Here is a 17,756-nt window from a genome sequence, read left to right as displayed (position 1 = left end):
TTGTTCTTTATTAAATTTAGTCATAATAAAAGACCCAAAAGTGTCTAACTTTTGGGTCTCACTTCAAACGAGCGTTAAGCTCGTTTTTTATTTGCGATTAAGCGGACAATATTTTCGGTAGTGCGTTCAACATTTTGTGGGCCGTCTTTTAGAGCTTGATCAATATTTTCAGCTTTAGCTAAGATGCCGAAAATAGCAGTGAATCCTTTGTCATAAAGCTGATCGATCCCTTTACCGACGTAGCCAGCAAGTGAAATTACTGGGACGTTATATTTTTTAGCTATTTGAGCAACTCCATATGGTGTTTTACCAAATTGAGTTTGAAAATCAGTTCCACCTTCACCTGTGAAAACATAATCTGCATCTTTTATTTTTTCAACTAGATGGACTTCGTTAGCAACTAATTTTACGCCTGGGTAAATCTTAGCAGAAGTAAAAGCCAAAAGTCCGGCTCCTAAACCGCCTGCTGCACCACTACCGGGAGTTTTCGCTATTTCTTTGCCAATGATTTCAGCATAGTGAGTTAAATTTTCATCTAGTTCTTTAACGGTCTTAGAATCAGCGCCTTTTTGTGGTCCAAAGACATATGAAGCACCGTTAGTACCTGTAAGTGGGTTGGTAACATCACTAGCAAGCAAAAAAGTAGTATTTTTAATTTTAGGATTAATATTGCTAGTATCAATTCGCGCAATTTGTTTTAGATCGCCACCGCCCAATTTTTGAGTGATTTCATGATCGTGGTGATCAAAGAATCTTACACCGATTGCTTGCGCCATGCCGCTACCACCATCGTTGGTACTACTGCCGCCAAGACCAATAATAATTCTATTAACATCATGTTCTAAAGCCGCATTAATTAATTCTCCTGTGCCAAAGGTAGTTGTTCTCTTAATGGTTTCAGGTGTTCTATCTTTTTGAGGAACATAGGAAAGACCACTTGCTTCAGCCATTTCAATAATTGCGGTCTTCTGATCACCTAAAATACCATAATGCGCTGTAACCTGTTTGCCAAGTGGGCCGGTTACCTGAACTTCATATTTTTGTCCATTAGTTGCGTCTACTAAAGAATCCATTGTACCTTCGCCGCCATCAGCCATTGGTACTGCAACAATTTCTGCGTCAGGCAACACTTTTTGGATACCTTGTTTCATTGCCTCACAAACTTCTTTAGCCGACATACTTTCTTTGAATGAATCAGGTGCTAATACGAATTTCATTATTTTCCCTCACTATCTGTTTTCTTAATTTTAAAACATTTCGCTTTTTTTATAAAATTATATTGACACCGCTTACAAAATTAGTTATTATAATATCTGTAAGTGAGCGGATTACTGATTCGATCAGGTCTTAGCTACTATGTGATAAGATGATATACTTTTTTGGTATATAATTTTATGCGTAGTAGCTTTTTTTATAGCTCAGATGATTAAGGGTGATTCGTGATGAAATTTCTTAAGGCATTTAATAATAGTGCAGCGTTAGTAGAGGACGATGGTAAAGAAAAAATTGTTCTAGGTAAAGGTATTGGATTTGGCCTTAAAAAAGGCCAAGATATTGATGAATCAAAAGTTGAACGCTATTTTGTTACAACTGAGCAATCAGATGAAGCAGAGCAAGTCAAAGAGTTTGCGGCTCAAACGATCGATGTAACTAATCAAATTGTTAAGATGGTTGAACCACTTTTACAAACTAAATTTTCTGATTATCAATATTTAGCTTTAGCTGATCATATTGATTTTGCTGTAACAAGAATTAATGATCATATTGATATTGATCCAGCAAATAATGATTGGGAAGTTAAAAATTTGTTTCCAAAGGAATATGCAATTTCTGAAAAAGTAATCGCGTTAATCAACAGAGAGCTGAATATAAAATTGCCAAAAAGTGAAACGACATTTATGACGTATCACTTGGTGAATGCAGCTTCTGATGATGCGCAGATGCAGGAAACAATGCAGATCACTAATTTGATTAGTGGAATTATCAGTATTATTCAATTCCAATATAAAGTTACTTTAGATACAAGTACTTTTAACTATAGTCGTTTTATTACACATCTGCGGATACTATTAGTTAGATTGCTTAAGAATCAACCAAATAAAAATCAAAAGTTGGATCCCTCTTTATTATCATTTATGAAGGTTAAATATAATAAAGCCTATGATACAGCAGAGCGGATTGCTACTTACTTACATTCAAAGATGGGCTGGACATTAGATTCAGACGATAAATTTTACTTGGTGCTCCATATATTTAGAGTGACATCAAGACAAGAATAATAATATCTATTAACTTAGGTATGTTACTAAGAGAATTAGGCATGGACCCAGGTTACTGAAAGACACAGAGCATTTTTATGTTCTCTAGTTTTTAAGTAGCTTGGGTTTTTATTTTGAGGAGGAAGAGTCATGGCTAAGAACTATGATCAATTAGCTAATACCATCATTAAAGATGTTGGTGGTAAAGATAATGTTAATAGCGTTGTGCACTGTGCCACCCGTTTACGTTTTAAATTAAAAGATGAAAAAAAGGCTAATGATGATGCCTTAAAAAACACTGATGGTGTTGTAACAGTTGTTAAAGCTGGTGGACAATACCAAGTTGTTATCGGAAATGAAGTTGCCGATGTATATGATGCTGTATTAAAAGAAGGCGGCTTTTCAGGTGGTGGTGAAGTTCCAGATGATTACGGTGAAGATGATAATTCAAGTTTCATTGATAAAGCCGTTGCTTTAATTTCTGGTATCTTTACTGATATCTTAGCTCCACTTAGTGCTGGAGGTATTATTAAAGGTTTAGTTGTTCTGGCTGCAGCTGTAGGTTGGCTTTCAACTTCTTCTGGTGCATATCAAATCTTGTATGCAATTGGTGATAGTATTTTCTACTTCTTGCCAATTTTCTTAGGTGTAACTGCTGCTAGAAGATTCCATATGAATCAATTTATTGGTTTAGCAATTGGGGCTACACTTACATATCCAACAATGGTACAACTTGCGGCAAGTAAGACAGTTTTAGGAACATTATTTGCTGGAACTCCATTTGCTTCTGAAATTCATACTACTTTCTTTGGTATTCCAGTAATTACAATGAATTATACTTCAACAGTTTTGCCAGTATTGTTCACTGTATGGTTTGCTTCAATTATTGAACACTGGGCAAAGAAGTGGATTCCATCAGTTGTTCAAATGTTCTTAGTACCTGTTGTAACAATGATCATTGCTTTACCAATTGCATTTATTGTAATCGGTCCTGTGATGACTTGGGTTGGTGACGGTATTGGTGCCGTAATGTCAAGTGTTTACCACTTTAGTCCAATTGTTGCTGGTCTTTTGCTTGGTGGCCTTTGGCAAGTATTGGTTATCTTCGGTGTGCACTGGGGAATTGTAGCTGTTACTACTGCCGACTTAGCAGCACTTGGTTACGATCCAATTTTAGGTATGACTTGCATGGTCTGCTACGCACAAATTGGTGTTGTTTTAGCAATTATCAAACAAACTAAGGATAAGAAACTTAAGGAAAATGCTACTGGTGCATTCTTCTCAGGATTATTCGGTGTTACTGAACCAGCTATTTATGGTATTACCTTACCAAGAAAACGTCCATTTATTTTAAGTTGTATCGCTGGTGCGGTATCTGGTGCAATCATTGGTGCCTTCCGTTCAGTTTTGTACATTATGCCTTCAATGGGATTATTCTCAATTCCTGCTTACGTTAACCCTAAGGGGAATTCAATGACCCAGGTAATTGGTGTTATTGTCGCTGGTGTAGTTGCCTTCGTCGTTGGTTTCGCATTACAAATGCTCTTTGGTAAAAAGTCAGTAGATGCAGAATATGATAAAAAACAAAGTGAAAAAGTAGAAGAAAATGCTGCTTTAAATGCAACTCCAGAAGTTGCTACTGCTACTTTAGTTAGTCCAGAAAATGGTCAAGTTATGCCACTTTCAGAAGTTAAAGATGATGTATTTTCAAGTGGTGCAATGGGCAAAGGTATTGCTATTGAACCAACTGATGGTGTTCTTCACGCACCTGCAGACGGTAAAATTATTATGACCTTCAAGACTGGTCATGCGATTGGTATGAAGACAACTGATGGTGCAGAAATTTTGATGCACATTGGTATGGATACTGTTAACCTTCAAGGTAAAGGCTTTGACACTTTAGTCGAAAAAGATCAAGAAGTTAAGGCAGGAGATTCATTAGTTAAATTTGATATTGATGCTATCAAGAAGGCTGGCTACCCAGTAACTACTCCCGTAGTTGTAACTAATTCTCAAGACTTTGAAGATATTAAACAAATTGCTAAAGGCGAAGTTAAAGTAGGAGAACCTGTTCTTGAACTTGATGCTCCTGAAGAAAAAGATGCAGTAGTATCTGCAAATGGACAAGTTCAATTAAGTTAATCAATTTTTGCAAAAGTAATCGCTTTCAGATATGATAAGTATAGATTAATAACTAGATAAAGATAGAAAAGAGTGTAAATATGTCATTTCCAAAGAACTTTTTATGGGGTGGTGCCACAGCTGCCAACCAAATCGAAGGTGCATATAACGAAGGTGGCAAAGGCCTTTCTGTAACCGACATCACTACTGCAGGTAGTTTAGATCATCCTAGAATGTTGACTTACAAGTTAAATGGAAAACTTGAAAAGACACCAGGTGTTCCAGGCGCAGGCCTTCCAGAAGGTGCAGTTGGTGCAATTGATCCTAATGAATATTACCCAAACCATGTAGCGATTGATTTCTACCACCACTACAAAGAAGATATTAAGATGTTTGCTGAAATGGGCTTCAAGACATTCCGTCTTTCAATTGCTTGGACCAGAATTTTCCCTAAGGGTGACGAAGAAAAGCCTAACCAAGAAGGACTTGATTTTTATCGCAGAGTCTTTGAAGAATGTAAGAAGTACGGTATTGAACCACTTGTAACTATTTCTCACTATGAAGACCCACTTTACTTAAGTGAAAAATATCATGACTGGCAAGATCGTAAAATGATCGACATGTACGTTAAATATGCCAAAGTCTTGTTTGAAGAATACAAGGGCTTAGTAAAATACTGGTTAACTTTCAACGAAATTAATACAGCAATTATGTTCTTGGATATGTTCGGTAACAAGGCTCCTGATGAAGCTTACCAACATGCATATCAAAAGCTCCACTATCAATTCGTTGCAAGTGCTCGTGCAGTTAAATTGGCCCACGAAATCGATCCAAATTATGTAGTTGGTAATATGATCTGTGGTATTGTAGATTACCCAATGACTCCAGATCCAAAGGATGTTTTGCTTAACCGTCATGATTGGGAAAAGAATATCTTCTATTGTGGCGATGTTCAATGCAAAGGTAAGTACCCAACTTTTTCTAAGAGACTTTGGGATGCTCATAATGTTAAGTTAGATATTACTGATCAAGATTTAAAGGATCTTGCAGAAGGTACAGTAGATATGTACACCTTCTCATACTACATGTCTAATGTTGTAACTACTCATGAAGTAAAAGACAAGATGGGTGGTAACTTCGCAGCAGGTGCTAAGAACCCTTACTTGAACTACTCTGAATGGGGCTGGGCAACTGACCCAACCGGTCTTCAATACTATCTTGAAGTAATTTATGATCGTTATGAAATTCCAGTAATGGTAGTTGAAAATGGTTTAGGTGCTGTTGATAAGATCTCAGATGATGGTAAGATTCATGATGATTACCGTATTGATTATCTTCGTCAACATATTGAAGCAATGCAAAAGGCAATCGATGATGGTGTTGATTTGATCGGTTACACAACTTGGGGCTGTATTGATTTGGTATCAGCAGGTACTGGTCAAATGTCTAAGCGTTATGGCTTTATCTACGTAGACCGTGATGATGAAGGCAATGGTACTCTTAAGAGAATGCCTAAGGATTCATTCTACTGGTACAAGAAAGTAATTAGCTCTGATGGTGAAGATTTAGATTAATAGAAAAAAATGATGGCGAGAGCCATCATTTTTTTGTATAGGCAATACTTTGTTTAAAATGTCAATATACCATATGAAATTCAAAAGCGTATAATTAATTCTATATTGTTTTATATAGGAGTTGACATTTTGAATAGAAAACGCAAAAAAGTATGGTGGATAACAGGGATAGTCGCCGCAGTTTTAGTTGTCTTAATTGGAGTTGGTGAGGCATATTTCTTTAATGTCGCTTTTGTACCAGGTAAAAAAACGGTGTTAAATAAATATTCTAGTAAGAAAAAGAAAGATCCTCTTAAACAAAATAAGGAGTGGTATAAGAACGCTAAAAAGGAGCATTGGTATATTAAGTCTGCTTCTTCAAATTATCGTTTAGATGCAAACTATATTCCAAATAAGCATTCTGAAAAGACTGCGGTATTATTGCACGGATTTGGTAATAATAAAGATACCATGGCGCCATACGCAGCTATGTTTCATCAATTGGGATACAATGTTTTAATTCCTGATGCGCGTGCTCATGGGCAAAGTCAGGGTAGATATATTGGCTATGGTTGGCCTGAAAAATATGATGTTAAAAAATGGGTTAATAAAGATTTATCAGTTGAAGGAAGAAAACAAAAAATTGTAATTTTTGGCGTCAGCATGGGTGGTGCAACTACTATGATGACTAGTGGTCTCAAGATGCCTAAACAAGTTAAGGCGTACGTTGAAGACTGTGGTTATAGCGATGTAAAATCTGAATTCATGCATGAGGCAAAAGATTTATATAGTATGCCAGAGGCGGTGGCTACAAGTGCAGTTACTATGCTGAGCGGTGTAAGTAAAGCTAATTTAGGCTTTTACTTAGGGGATGCTTCTGCAGTAAATCAATTGAAGAAAAACAAGACGCCAATGCTATTTATTCATGGCGGAAAAGACAATTTTGTACCAACCAAAATGGTGTATCAAAATTACCATGCAACAAAGGGTCCAAAACAATTGTGGATTGCTAAAAAAGCAGCTCACGCACGTTCATTTGAAACCTATCCGCATGAATATAAAAAGCGTGTAAGTAAGTTTTTAAATAAATATATATAAAATAGGCTAGATCATTGGGACAATGTCATTAAGTTAAGGCATTGACAAAATCTGACTGCTTTTATAGAACTCAAATTATTTTGATTTGAGTTCTTTTTCTACTTTAAGTCAAGTCATATTAATGATTTGGCTTATTTATTTTATTTGATTTATTGATAATTGGATTGAATTAATTTAGATATTACTGGTCAGAATAGAATTTAGGGTATAACTAACTAAGCCTATGATATTAACGTGTTTCTCATAGGTGGTATACTGAATATGATCATTGATTATGACTAAAGTCTTTGTGTTTGTGTGGCTACGTTGTAATCGTATAATTGATCCTTCGTAACCAGTGCGTACAGTGTGCGAATTAGTTTATGTACTGATGCGATGGCAATCTTCTTGAAGCCTCGGCTTTGAGAAGATTTTTTTCTGTCATAGTAATCAGTAATATGACATGGATGCGTGACTTTGACCGATTCCATCTGTCCGATAATTCGATATAAAATCTTTCTGGCAATGGCATTGCCATGTTTAGTAATCCCCAGATGACTGTCTGTTTCGTCTGATTGATATCTGCCTGGATCAATACCAACAAAGGCATCAATTTGACCAGAGTTGTCAAATCTTCTTAAATCACCGATTTCAGCCAGTAATCTTAGAGCTGTTACTTGAGCAATGCCTGGTATACTCAGATAAATAGTTACAGCTCTGGCATTAACTTCATGTGCCAGTTTGTCTAGATAGTTAACAACATTTTTTCTTTCTTGATCAAGCGAGAACAACTCGGCAATGTTTCTCTGGATTGCCCGTATAACAATACTGTTCTTATCATCATAAGCACAAGTAAGTTTAGCCAAAGAGATTAAGCGTTGAGATAGATATCCGGCCCGATTGTTTCCCATACCCGGTATATTGCGAAGTTCGTCATGAATATGCTTAACATCAGTGTCTAATACGTACTGAACGTGTGGAAACAAGCCGACAATTGCCCAATAAACACGACCGGTAGGATTAGTCATAATACTTTCAATTTGAGGGAAAGTAGTCTGCAGATTGCGATGAAGCTGAGTTTTAGCAACGATAATAGATTTAGTCAATTCTTCATAGTATCTGCTAGCATTTTGCATTTCATGATATTCAGGAGGCTGAGACTGCGTAAGCTTTTGTGGAGCGTTAAATTGAATTAATGCCAATCGATAGGCATCAACTTTATCAGTTTTGTTGTGACGCAGATTGTTGTCCATTAGTTTTTTAGCTTTAAGAGGATTCAATTTAAGATATTGAATCCTCTTTTGCTCTAAGAAAGCTTGAAGACTGAGCGAATAAACACCAGTAGATTCAAAGACAACTAAAGGAGTAATCAAGTAAAAATTTAACTGCTCGTAAAGCTTTTGATACCCAATCATATCATTGCTTATCGAAAAGACATCGCCTTGTTGGTGTCTGTCTACTAAGACACAGACTGAAGATGATTTACTGCTAACATCAATGCCAAAAATAACCTTATGATTCATAATGATTCCTCCATATTTTTGAAGATAAAAGCTTTATCAAACTATTTAAATTCTAATTTTCTAAACTTGGCATCTAAGTGCCCACATACTTCGAAGAGACTTTTGAATAGTCGGTAAAGCAGCCCGTTTTGTATACGACATCAAGTGTCCAAAAGGCCTAAGACTTTATTTGCTTTATCTTCACTTTTTATTTTAGACAAAATAAAAAGTGTTGAATCAAAATTCCGTCGAACTTTAATTCAACACTAGGTTAGTATGTTTTTTACTCTTTTTATTCTCTTCTTCGTAAAATAAAAGAGAAAGGTTGGAGCCCTCCCTCTCATCGCTATATTATTCGGGTCTTTCATAGAAAGTTCAGGTATTAATATGAAAAACCTTCATACCAATATTTTAAAGCGCTTAGATCAAATTATCAACGAAACTGCAGACCATATTCATGATTTTATTGATTCGCCTTCGGCCTTTACCAGAAAGCGTAAGCTTGATGCTTTTACTTTGATTAAAACTACACTTAACATGCAGGGAAATAGTTTGGAAAAAGAACTTGATGATGCCTTTGAAGATGAAGATAAACTAATGACAGCTTCTGCTTATGTCCAACAAAAATCTAAGCTAACGCCTGAATGTTTTAAACATATTTTAAATGCATTTAATCAAGGGCTATCTAATGTGCAGCTTTTAGATCATCAGTATCGTCTTTTCGCTATTGATGGTTCTGATTTTAACCAGCTTTTCAATCCAAATTCTAAAAATATAATAGCTAATCATTCTCCTAAACCTATTTGTCAACTGCACGCTAATGCTATCTACGATTTACTTAATAATACTTATCAAGATTGTGTTTTCCAACCAAAAACTAAAATGGATGAACGTAGCGCAGCTATTGAAATGCTTAAAAGATTAGAATGTGGTCCATATATTGTCACGATGGATCGTGGCTATAGCAGCTTCAATCTAATTGAAAACTGTAATCGTTTGCCTAACTGTAGCTATATCATCCGTACTAAAACGGGTATTGGTGGAATCAAAGAAATAGTTTCATTGCCAGATGAGGAATGCGATACCGATATTGGCTGTAAAGTCACTATTTCAAATCGATATTATACTACTCATCATAAATATGAAAATATCCATTTAGTAATGCACAAAAAGAAGCATTATAAAAAATATTGTTCTAAAAATACTCAAGATGCTCGATGGGATTTTGAAAATTTTTGTACAATTAAGTTTAGAATCAATGACCGAGATTCTGGCAAAGAAGAATGGTAAGTTGTTTTGACAAATTTAAATCGAAAAGATTTCTCATTGTCACGTATGAAAGAGCTATATCACCTGCGTTGGGGTATTGAAAGCTCGTTTAGAAAATTAAAATACGATTTAGGCTGCGTACAATTTCATTCTAAGCAAGATAAATTCGTTGAAATGGAAATTTTAGCTCATATGATCATGTTTAACGTAAATAGCCAAATAGATTGCCAGGCCTATGTACCGCAAAAACATTACAAATATGGTTATATTATCAACTTCAAGATGGCTTGCTCTATCATTCATAAACATTATCTTAAATCCTTATCTGATCAAGTATTCTTTAAAATGTTAAATAGAATCAGTCGTTATACTGTATCAGTCCGACCAGGTCGTAAATATACCAGAGCTATAAAAGTTCAACCTCCAGTTTATTTCATCTATCGTGTAACTTAATAAAGAAATCAGCTATTTTCGCATGCAAAAATGGAGATAAAAAAGAACCCAAATCAAAATGATTTGAGTTCTATAAAAGCAGTTGAATTTTGTCAATGCCTTAACTTAATGACATTGTTTTGCGAGCTTTTTATAATTTGTATTTTACTTAGTTGCTTGTTGAGGTTTTCTGCGTCCGACAAGCCAAGTAATAATTAAAGCAGCAATAGCTTCAATTATAATCATTGTGATTCTTGCTGGAATCTTGGTACTACCAAGCCATACATCAAGAATGATAGAACCAATAATGATAATTCCCATCCAAATCCATTGTGATTTATCAAAGGCAATACCGTATTCTTCTTCACGACGTCTAATTCCAGGTAAAATTGCACCCAAACCAATTAAGACGATTACGGCCACGATGTTGATGATTAATTCATACCACCAAAGACCGCTGCCTTGCTTAACATCTTGTGGTGCAAAGCCTAATACTGTAGCAACAGCAGTAACTACTAATAAGGCAAGTCCAACAAGCCAAGCAAGTTTATCATTCTTAATATAAACGTACTTAGAAGGATATTTCTTTGAGTTCTTTCTTACTCTCATGAATGAGTAGAAGATCCAGCAGGTTACACCTGGAGAAACAATTGAGTTCAAGTTAAGTAACCAGTTGAAGATATCATTCATGTCAGGTAAGAAGATACCTAAAATCATAATAAATGATGAAAGTGCAACAGTTAAAATGTAACCGTTAATTGGAAGGCCATTTTTGTCCTTCTTACGCAAGAACTTAGGCATGTACTTATCACCAGTATCAGAGATAAGCATTCTAGTCATTGCGTCTAGTAATACGGCAACTAAAGCACAGTTGAACAATAATGAAGTCCAAGCCCAAAGGTAAAGTAAGAATTTGCCCATACCGAATTGTTGACCAACCATGTCAAAGACGTAGTAAGCACCGTTCATCTTCAAGTCATTTGGAATATGGTATGCGTCAAAGTAGATACCAAGTGCAAATGAACCAAGGATGGTTAAAAATGCAGTCATGATAGCTAAAGCAATCATTGCCTTAGGGAAGTCTGACTTAGGCTTCTTCATCTTAGTTACGTATGGAGCAACTAATTCACAACCGTTCATAGCATAAATAAGCATCCCCACAGTTGACCAATAGTGCAAATCAAACTTAGGTACAATTGTGTGCCAAGTAAATGGTTGAGTTGCCATATGACCACCTGATTTTGCTAATCCTACGAATGCAAGGAAAACAAACAAGACGGTCATGATTACCATTAAGCCACCACCAATACTGGAAAGAAATTCCATTGAGTTAGCAAAGTGGTGTTCAACGATAATAAATACAATAAATACAACGAAGGTAAGAGCGGCAAACATAGTAGTAGGAATTTTATCCTGAAATGCCTTAGAACCAGTTAATGCCCAACCTAAGTCGACAATAATTTCGTTAGCTGAGTCAACTGCGTAAGGAATTGAAGCAGCTCAGTAGGTCCAAGCAGTGAAGTAGCCTAAGAATTCACCATCAGTACCACGTACCCATGATGAAAGGCCACCGCCTTCGCTACTAAAAGTTGAACCTAATTGTCCAACCATTAATGAATAAGGTGTTACATAAAGTAAACACATGATAATCCAAGAGGTGATAACGGGCATCCCTTGGTTTTGAAAGTTGTACATGATATCATCCAAGCCGATAACAGTACAAAGTGCCATCAAAGTTAAAACAGGCCAGGTGATGGTCTTCATTTTGCCAGTTGAGGTTAAATCGTCCAAGTAGTTTTCATCCTTTTCTATTTAAAAAATTATTTACTCCCATCAATAGAAAAAGGTACTGGAGATTTATTTTTAAATTTTTCTATCATTCAGTCTTCCTTTCTTATTCCAATATAAATTTTATCTACTAATCATTGGTCTGACTAGTGTAAAACGCTTTCTATTTTTGCATTTAGCACTTTACTTATTTTATGTAAGCATGTATAATTATAACTAACAAAAAGTAAGAAATGACAAAAAGAAGGGAGTGGATATGGATGAACGCACAACTTATTGCAATCGGTATTATTTTTGTAGGCTTATATTTCTTAATTAAGGAGAAAAAGCCTGCTGTAGAAAGAGTTAGAAAACATAGATAGAGGTTTTTATGGCAAAAACATCACAAATTATTCGTAATAAAAAAGTAGCAAAATTTTCAACTAGAGAATACACACGTTGTGAACGCTGTGGTAGACCACATTCTGTTTACCGCAAGTTTGGTCTTTGCAGAGAATGCATGAGAGATTTAGCTCATAAGGGCCAACTTCCTGGCGTTAAGAAAGCTAGCTGGTAAAATTTTTCTAATATATAGCAGGCCTGATTATTATTCGGGCTTTTTTTGTCGAAATTTATTTTTTCTTATCAATTAGTTAGCCTTATTTTTGGTAAAGTAAACACAGAGATAAGATTGGATAGGAAAAATTTTAATGAATAAGTTTCACTTTACTAAATGGGAAAAAATATTTTTATTGTTGGCCTTAGCTGTGCTGGTGATGTTGTTTGTTTCTAGTTCGATGACTTACCAGCAGCAAGAACTCCATAAAGGGGTCATGAATAGCAAATTTGGTTGGCTGGAAAATATCGTTTCAGGCTGGAATTTTACTTATGGCGGACGAGTTCATAATGTTCAAGTAGATGGCAGAGCAGGTCTAGCTCAGTTTGTATTGCGAAAAATGGCACACTTTGGTTCCTACTTTTTGCTAGGTGGTTTTGGTTATTTGGGGATGCGTCGCATTTTTAAGATTAAATGGGTAGCACCAATTTTGACTTGGCTAATTACAATTGCTTTAGCAGCATTTGATGAATATCACCAATTTTTAACTGGGGATCGAACCCCTAGCGTACACGACGTTATGCTTGATGGAACAGGTGCATTTTGTGCAATTGTTTTGGTAATGATTGTACTATTTATCAAAAACAAATATTTTACCAATAAAAAATCAGTTTAAATATTTGACACCATTGAATTTTTGAGTACTGTGAGTTAAGATAATAACGTTAATTAATATTAGAAAAAAGAAAGAAGGATCCTTATGTCAGGACATTCAAAATGGCACAATATTCAAGGCCGCAAGAATGCGCAAGACGCAAAGAGAGGTAAAATTTTCCAAAAGTTATCTCGTGAAATTTACATGGCTGCAAAGAGTGGTGGTCCTGATCCTGATGGGAATCCTACATTACGTATGGTAATTGATAAGGCACGTTCAAACAACATGCCTAAGGATAACATCAAGCGTGCGATCAAGAAGGCCGAAGGTGGATCAGAAGAACACTACGACGAAATCACTTACGAAGGCTACGCTCCAGGTGGTGTTGCTGTCTTTGTAGAAGCATTGACTGATAACAAGAACCGTACTGCTTCAGATGTTCGTGTTGCATTCACTCGTAATGGTGGCTCACTTGGTGCTACTGGTTCAGTTGCATACATGTTTGACCGTAAAGGCTACATCGTAATTGACCGTTCAACTACTGATGCTGATGAAGATCAAATGTTGCTTGATGTTATAGACGCTGGTGGCGATGATTTACAAACCAGTGATGACGCATACGAAATTTACACTGATCCTAAGGAATTTGCATCAGTTCGTGACGCTCTTATCAAGGATGGTTACAAGCTTGCTGATGCTGAATTAACTATGATTCCACAAAACACCACTCCTGTTCCAGCAGATAAGAAGGAACAATTTGAACACTTAATCGATGCTTTGGAAGATAGTGACGATGTTCAAAACGTTTACACTGCTGCAGCTGATGAAGACTAATTAAAACAAAAATAGCTTGATCATTTTGATTAAGCTATTTTTTTATGCTTTGATTTAATATTTACTTAATTTGCAAATGGCTTTAAATTAACATTTTTAGCTGTTTGCAAATTTTTTTGTTTTTCTCAGAAAAAAACGCCCTTTTTTTGCGTAATAAATAGTGTGAGGTAAAAAAGGAGGTTTTTATGAAAACAAAAGAGATCATCAATAATTTGCTTGTTTCTGCTGTGGCAAATAAAGTCAGTGATATTTTCTTTTTCCCGAAGAGAAAAGAAACTGTGGTGGAATTTAGAACTAGTAAAGGTGTTGAAAGACAAAAGTCTTTTCCAATAACTGAAGGACAAGAGATTATCAATTTCTTGAAGTATAGCGCACAAATGGATATTGCAGAACATCGTCGCCCGCAAGTTGGTGCGATGATATTTAATGCAAATGATCAAGAATATTATTTGCGACTATCTAGTTTAGGCGATTTTTCTGATCAAGAATCATTAGTAGTCAGAATTATTTATGGCATTGAGCATAGCCAATATTTTATGAGTGAACAGATGAATATCATTAAAAGTCTGGCTTTGCGCCGAGGCTTGATTATTACAAGTGGCCCGACTGGTTCTGGTAAGACTACGACAATGTATGAAGTTGCTAAAGAAATGGGCAAGAATAAGGTCGTAATGACGATTGAAGATCCTGTTGAAGTTCATGAAGCCACTTTTTTACAATCACAGGTCAATAATGAAGCCGGAATTGATTATCAAAGTTTGTTGAAAGCTGCGTTGCGCCATCGACCAGATATCTTAATTATTGGAGAAATCCGCGATGCTGGAACAGCTCGTCTTGCAGTAGATGCGGCATTAAGTGGGCATTTGGTATTTGCAACAGTGCATGCCAAGAGTACGCTACAGACAATATCTAGATTGGAAGGATTAGGCATTAGAAAAGATGAGCTAGCCAACTGCTTAACTGCAGTTTCATATCAGCGTTTGATGACTAGTCATAATCAGACTAAATGTTTAATGGATATTGCAAGTGGCAAAGTGTTAAAAGATGCTATAGAACAAGAATTTCGCGGTGAATTTATTGACTGGGAAAAGAATATGAGTTTATTGCAGAAAGGAGGAATGATTAGCGATGAAGTATATTGGGAGTTCCGTCAAGGATAAGCTTAATGGTGAAGAACAGCTAGCCTTTTTAGATTATTTAAAGCATAGCTTGGATAATGGATTTTCATTAATTAATTCGATTGAACTAATGCCAGCTCTTTGGCCTAAGAAAAAGAACTTGATGGAAAAATTGGCTACTAGGATGAAAGAAGGAGCTAATTTTAGTAGTGAACTGCTTAAATTAGGTTTTTCTAAAACAACAGTTACCCAGGCTAACTTGGCTTTACAACAAGGAAATTTAACGGAGTGCTTGAGTCAGCTGGCTACTTTAAATCGATTGAAGCAAGAACAGATTAAAAAATTGCGCTCAGAATTGTCTTACCCTTTTGTACTAGCGATTATGATGACGGTTTTGCTAGTTTTTATGCAATCTTTTATCTCTACGCAATTTAGTGATACTAGTGAACATTCTGGAGACTTGGTAATGCTGCTATTGATCGGTTTAGTGCTAATTGGAATTTATTTTTTAGTCCGCATTATAACGCTATTGAATAAGCAAGATTATGATTCGATGAAGAATTTGACGAAGTATCCAATAATCGGGCCGGTTATAGCACTGTATGTGAATTATTTGCTGGTTTATGATATCGGGATGCTCCTTGCAAGTGGTTTTTCACTTCAAAGAATGTGCGAATATGCTTCAGAGCAAGAAGAAGGATCTTTGCAGCAGGCATTAGGTCAAAAAGTTGGCGGTCAACTAGCTGAAGGAAAGAATTTAGAAGAAATTGTTAAACAAGAAGAATTTTTGCCCAATAGTTTATTGATTTTGCTTAAGACAGGTTCAGAAAGAAAAAATTTGAGTCAAAGGTGCTTAATTTTAGGGCGTAGTTTGTTTCTTGATTTAACAGAGAAAATTGAAAAATTAGTCGTAAATATTCAGCCGATTTGTTTTATTTTAATCGGCGTTTGCATTATTGGGATGTATTTAAAATTATTGCTGCCTATGTATTCGATGATGCAAGGCATTTAGGAGAAAAGTAATGAAAAAGAAACTAAAGAAATACTTATTGAATATTTTAGCAAAAAGCCGTCGTCAAGAAGGTTTTACCTTGATTGAAATGGTAGTTGTAATTGCAATTATCGTAATTTTAATTTTGTTAATTGTGCCGAATTTGATTGGTCAAAAGCAAAAAGCAGATGAAAAAACTATGGATGCATTTAAAACTACATTGCAAACACAAATTCAATTGTATGAAAATAATGAAGGAAAAAAGCCTGCTAATCTAGAGACACTGGAAAAAGCAGGCTATATAACTAAGGATCAATTAGTTAAAGCAACTGATAAGGGCATAAAAATAAGCAATGTTGATTAAAAGCAAAAATAATCTATCCGCTTTTTCCTTAGTTGAGACATTGGTTACCTTAGGAATCTGTTGTGGCATATTGCTGATAGGCAGCTTGCATCTTAAAAAATATCAAGAACGCTTAATTTTCGATAATACAGTTAGAGAAGTTGCTACAGCACTAGATCAAGCTTCACGAATCGGTACTATTACAGGTGAAGGGGTATTGATTAATTTTTCAGAAAGCTCTCATTATCTTAAATTAAGTGGTCCAACATGCCGTAAGAGAATTGATATAGACAAAAATATGAAAATATCAGGTATCAATCGATTTCACTTTGATCAACATGGTTATTCATCACCTGGTACAGTGACATTTTCAGGCTATGGAATGGAGAAAAGTGTGAAATATCAAATGCTTTGGGGACGTGTGCCAAAATGAAAAAAGTAAAAGGATTCTTAATGGCAGAAAGCGTTATTGCACTGTTTATTGCAACGACTGCCGTAATTTGTCTATATTTGACAGTTAGTGAAAGCCAAAAAAATGGAAAAGAAATTGAACTAAAAACAGATCGTGCATATGCCTACCATGTTTTAAAAGAAAGCAATTTAGATCAAGTGATGGTTCATGATCGAATTTATGAGAAGGCAGGGCATAACTATGTTTATGATCGGGATGCAAAACAAAAATTCTCAGTTAAAAACTAAAGGCTTTATGCTGGGTGAAGCGATTTTTTCTTTATTTGTAACAATGCTAGTTTTGTTTATTTTGCAAAACTTATTAATGAGCGTTAAGCAAGCTAACTTGAGTGAGAATCAGCATATGAATGAAGTGGCTTATGCGTATGTGCAATTAGATCGTTATCTGCATGACGAAGATACTAAGCTCGTTTATCCTGTTAAAAATGGCTCGCAAGATCGAAAGGCAGCTTTTGTAAAAGTAAATAAAAATGGTAGTGAAGAAGAATACCGGATAGAGTATTATTTGCCAAAACGTGTTCTAAAAGTTTCTAAATCTGCAGGTGGAGGCTATATGCCGTTAATCTTTAACGTGAAAAGTGCTAGATTTTTTACCAAAAAAGATAAGATCATCATTCGAATCAATGAATACAATAAAGGAGAATCTGAGCTAGTCTTTCAGCTTGATGAGGAACCAGATGAGGATGTTAAAAAGAATGAAAAAGAAATCAAAAGTAAAAGGTAGCGCGTTTTTAAGTAGCATCTTAGTTTTAGTTACTACATTGCTATTTATTAAAATGTATCAAGATATCTATTTATCTAGTATGGAG

The 17,756-nt window shown here is 35.5% G+C and carries 15 protein-coding genes and 2 pseudogenes; 14 read left to right on the top strand and 3 right to left on the bottom strand.

Annotation, left to right across the window (positions count from 1 at the left end; genetic code table 11):
• Positions 1-74: 74 nt before the first annotated feature.
• Positions 75-1,217: a glycerate kinase gene (locus tag RDN22_RS06130; RefSeq protein WP_308556795.1), complete on the bottom strand. Its 1,143-nt coding sequence runs from the start codon at positions 1,215-1,217 to the stop codon at positions 75-77.
• 225 nt (positions 1,218-1,442) lie between these two features.
• Here RDN22_RS06130 and RDN22_RS06125 point away from each other — a divergent pair, with 225 nt between their 5' ends.
• The 4 genes from RDN22_RS06125 to RDN22_RS06110 all read left to right on the top strand — a co-directional run bounded on the left by RDN22_RS06125 (position 1,443) and on the right by RDN22_RS06110 (position 7,030).
• A complete protein-coding gene (locus RDN22_RS06125) occupies positions 1,443-2,279 on the top strand; it encodes a PRD domain-containing protein (protein ID WP_308556794.1) in 837 nt (278 codons plus the stop codon).
• 129 nt (positions 2,280-2,408) lie between these two features.
• Entirely contained in the window at positions 2,409-4,400 is a 1,992-nt protein-coding gene (locus RDN22_RS06120; RefSeq protein ID WP_308556793.1) for a beta-glucoside-specific PTS transporter subunit IIABC, read from the top strand.
• Between the two features lie 80 nt (positions 4,401-4,480).
• On the top strand, positions 4,481-5,953 hold the full coding sequence (locus RDN22_RS06115) for a family 1 glycosylhydrolase (RefSeq protein WP_308556792.1): 1,473 nt from the start codon (positions 4,481-4,483) through the stop codon (positions 5,951-5,953).
• Positions 5,954-6,082: 129 nt separating this feature from the next.
• On the top strand, positions 6,083-7,030 hold the full coding sequence (locus tag RDN22_RS06110) for an alpha/beta hydrolase (protein WP_308556791.1): 948 nt from the start codon (positions 6,083-6,085) through the stop codon (positions 7,028-7,030).
• Positions 7,031-7,308: 278 nt separating this feature from the next.
• Here the strand turns inward: RDN22_RS06110 and RDN22_RS06105 are convergent, their stop codons facing one another.
• Positions 7,309-8,535: an IS110 family transposase gene (locus tag RDN22_RS06105; RefSeq protein ID WP_308556796.1), complete on the bottom strand. Its 1,227-nt coding sequence runs from the start codon at positions 8,533-8,535 to the stop codon at positions 7,309-7,311.
• Positions 8,536-8,898: 363 nt separating this feature from the next.
• Here RDN22_RS06105 and RDN22_RS06100 point away from each other — a divergent pair.
• Positions 8,899-10,233: pseudogene (locus tag RDN22_RS06100) on the top strand (IS4 family transposase).
• A 144-nt stretch (positions 10,234-10,377) separates the two neighbouring features.
• Here the strand turns inward: RDN22_RS06100 and RDN22_RS06095 are convergent.
• Positions 10,378-12,003: pseudogene (locus RDN22_RS06095) on the bottom strand (APC family permease).
• A 367-nt stretch (positions 12,004-12,370) separates the two neighbouring features.
• Between RDN22_RS06095 and RDN22_RS06090 the strand changes: the two are divergent.
• The 9 genes from RDN22_RS06090 to RDN22_RS06050 all read left to right on the top strand — a co-directional run bounded on the left by RDN22_RS06090 (position 12,371) and on the right by RDN22_RS06050 (position 17,671).
• Positions 12,371-12,556: a type Z 30S ribosomal protein S14 gene (locus tag RDN22_RS06090; protein ID WP_308556790.1), complete on the top strand. Its 186-nt coding sequence runs from the start codon at positions 12,371-12,373 to the stop codon at positions 12,554-12,556.
• A 133-nt stretch (positions 12,557-12,689) separates the two neighbouring features.
• The gene (locus RDN22_RS06085; RefSeq protein WP_308556789.1) at positions 12,690-13,211 is read left to right on the top strand and encodes a VanZ family protein; all 522 of its coding nucleotides are present in this window, start codon (positions 12,690-12,692) and stop codon (positions 13,209-13,211) included.
• 84 nt (positions 13,212-13,295) lie between these two features.
• The gene (locus RDN22_RS06080; protein WP_308556788.1) at positions 13,296-14,024 is read left to right on the top strand and encodes a YebC/PmpR family DNA-binding transcriptional regulator; all 729 of its coding nucleotides are present in this window, start codon (positions 13,296-13,298) and stop codon (positions 14,022-14,024) included.
• Between the two features lie 185 nt (positions 14,025-14,209).
• Entirely contained in the window at positions 14,210-15,184 is a 975-nt protein-coding gene (gene comGA, locus RDN22_RS06075) for a competence type IV pilus ATPase ComGA (protein ID WP_308556787.1), read from the top strand.
• Positions 15,153-16,154 carry a type II secretion system F family protein gene (locus RDN22_RS06070; protein WP_308556786.1) on the top strand — a complete coding sequence of 334 codons (1,002 nt, stop codon included), beginning with the start codon at positions 15,153-15,155 and terminating at the stop codon, positions 16,152-16,154. Before comGA ends, RDN22_RS06070 begins: the two co-directional genes overlap by 32 nt.
• A gap of 10 nt (positions 16,155-16,164) precedes the next feature.
• The gene (gene comGC / locus RDN22_RS06065) at positions 16,165-16,497 is read left to right on the top strand and encodes a competence type IV pilus major pilin ComGC (protein WP_308556785.1); all 333 of its coding nucleotides are present in this window, start codon (positions 16,165-16,167) and stop codon (positions 16,495-16,497) included.
• Positions 16,487-16,909, top strand: a complete 423-nt coding sequence (locus RDN22_RS06060) for a type II secretion system protein (RefSeq protein WP_308556784.1) — start codon at positions 16,487-16,489, stop codon at positions 16,907-16,909. Before comGC ends, RDN22_RS06060 begins: the two co-directional genes overlap by 11 nt.
• Positions 16,906-17,175 (top strand): hypothetical protein, encoded by a 270-nt coding sequence (locus tag RDN22_RS06055; protein WP_308556783.1) that lies wholly within the window; start codon positions 16,906-16,908, stop codon positions 17,173-17,175. The genes RDN22_RS06060 and RDN22_RS06055 overlap by 4 nt, the downstream gene beginning before the upstream one ends.
• The gene (locus RDN22_RS06050) at positions 17,135-17,671 is read left to right on the top strand and encodes a ComGF family competence protein (protein WP_308556782.1); all 537 of its coding nucleotides are present in this window, start codon (positions 17,135-17,137) and stop codon (positions 17,669-17,671) included. Before RDN22_RS06055 ends, RDN22_RS06050 begins: the two co-directional genes overlap by 41 nt.
• The last annotated feature ends 85 nt before the right edge of the window (positions 17,672-17,756 follow it).

The sequence above is a fragment of the uncultured Lactobacillus sp. genome, assembly GCF_902491705.1.
Taxonomy (GTDB): Bacteria; Bacillota; Bacilli; order Lactobacillales; family Lactobacillaceae; genus Lactobacillus.
This window is presented reverse-complemented; position numbering and strand designations above follow the sequence as displayed.

Coding starts and splice junctions, on each gene's coding strand:
- RDN22_RS06080 (WP_308556788.1), top strand. CDS start 13,296: ATGTCAGGACATTCAAAATGGCACAATATTCAAGGCCGCAAGAATGCG.
- RDN22_RS06050 (WP_308556782.1), top strand. CDS start 17,135: ATGATCGGGATGCAAAACAAAAATTCTCAGTTAAAAACTAAAGGCTTT.
- RDN22_RS06090 (WP_308556790.1), top strand. CDS start 12,371: ATGGCAAAAACATCACAAATTATTCGTAATAAAAAAGTAGCAAAATTT.
- RDN22_RS06055 (WP_308556783.1), top strand. CDS start 16,906: ATGAAAAAAGTAAAAGGATTCTTAATGGCAGAAAGCGTTATTGCACTG.
- RDN22_RS06070 (WP_308556786.1), top strand. CDS start 15,153: ATGAAGTATATTGGGAGTTCCGTCAAGGATAAGCTTAATGGTGAAGAA.
- RDN22_RS06125 (WP_308556794.1), top strand. CDS start 1,443: ATGAAATTTCTTAAGGCATTTAATAATAGTGCAGCGTTAGTAGAGGAC.
- RDN22_RS06085 (WP_308556789.1), top strand. CDS start 12,690: ATGAATAAGTTTCACTTTACTAAATGGGAAAAAATATTTTTATTGTTG.
- RDN22_RS06130 (WP_308556795.1), bottom strand. CDS start 1,217: ATGAAATTCGTATTAGCACCTGATTCATTCAAAGAAAGTATGTCGGCT.
- RDN22_RS06060 (WP_308556784.1), top strand. CDS start 16,487: ATGTTGATTAAAAGCAAAAATAATCTATCCGCTTTTTCCTTAGTTGAG.
- RDN22_RS06115 (WP_308556792.1), top strand. CDS start 4,481: ATGTCATTTCCAAAGAACTTTTTATGGGGTGGTGCCACAGCTGCCAAC.
- comGA (WP_308556787.1), top strand. CDS start 14,210: ATGAAAACAAAAGAGATCATCAATAATTTGCTTGTTTCTGCTGTGGCA.
- comGC (WP_308556785.1), top strand. CDS start 16,165: ATGAAAAAGAAACTAAAGAAATACTTATTGAATATTTTAGCAAAAAGC.
- RDN22_RS06120 (WP_308556793.1), top strand. CDS start 2,409: ATGGCTAAGAACTATGATCAATTAGCTAATACCATCATTAAAGATGTT.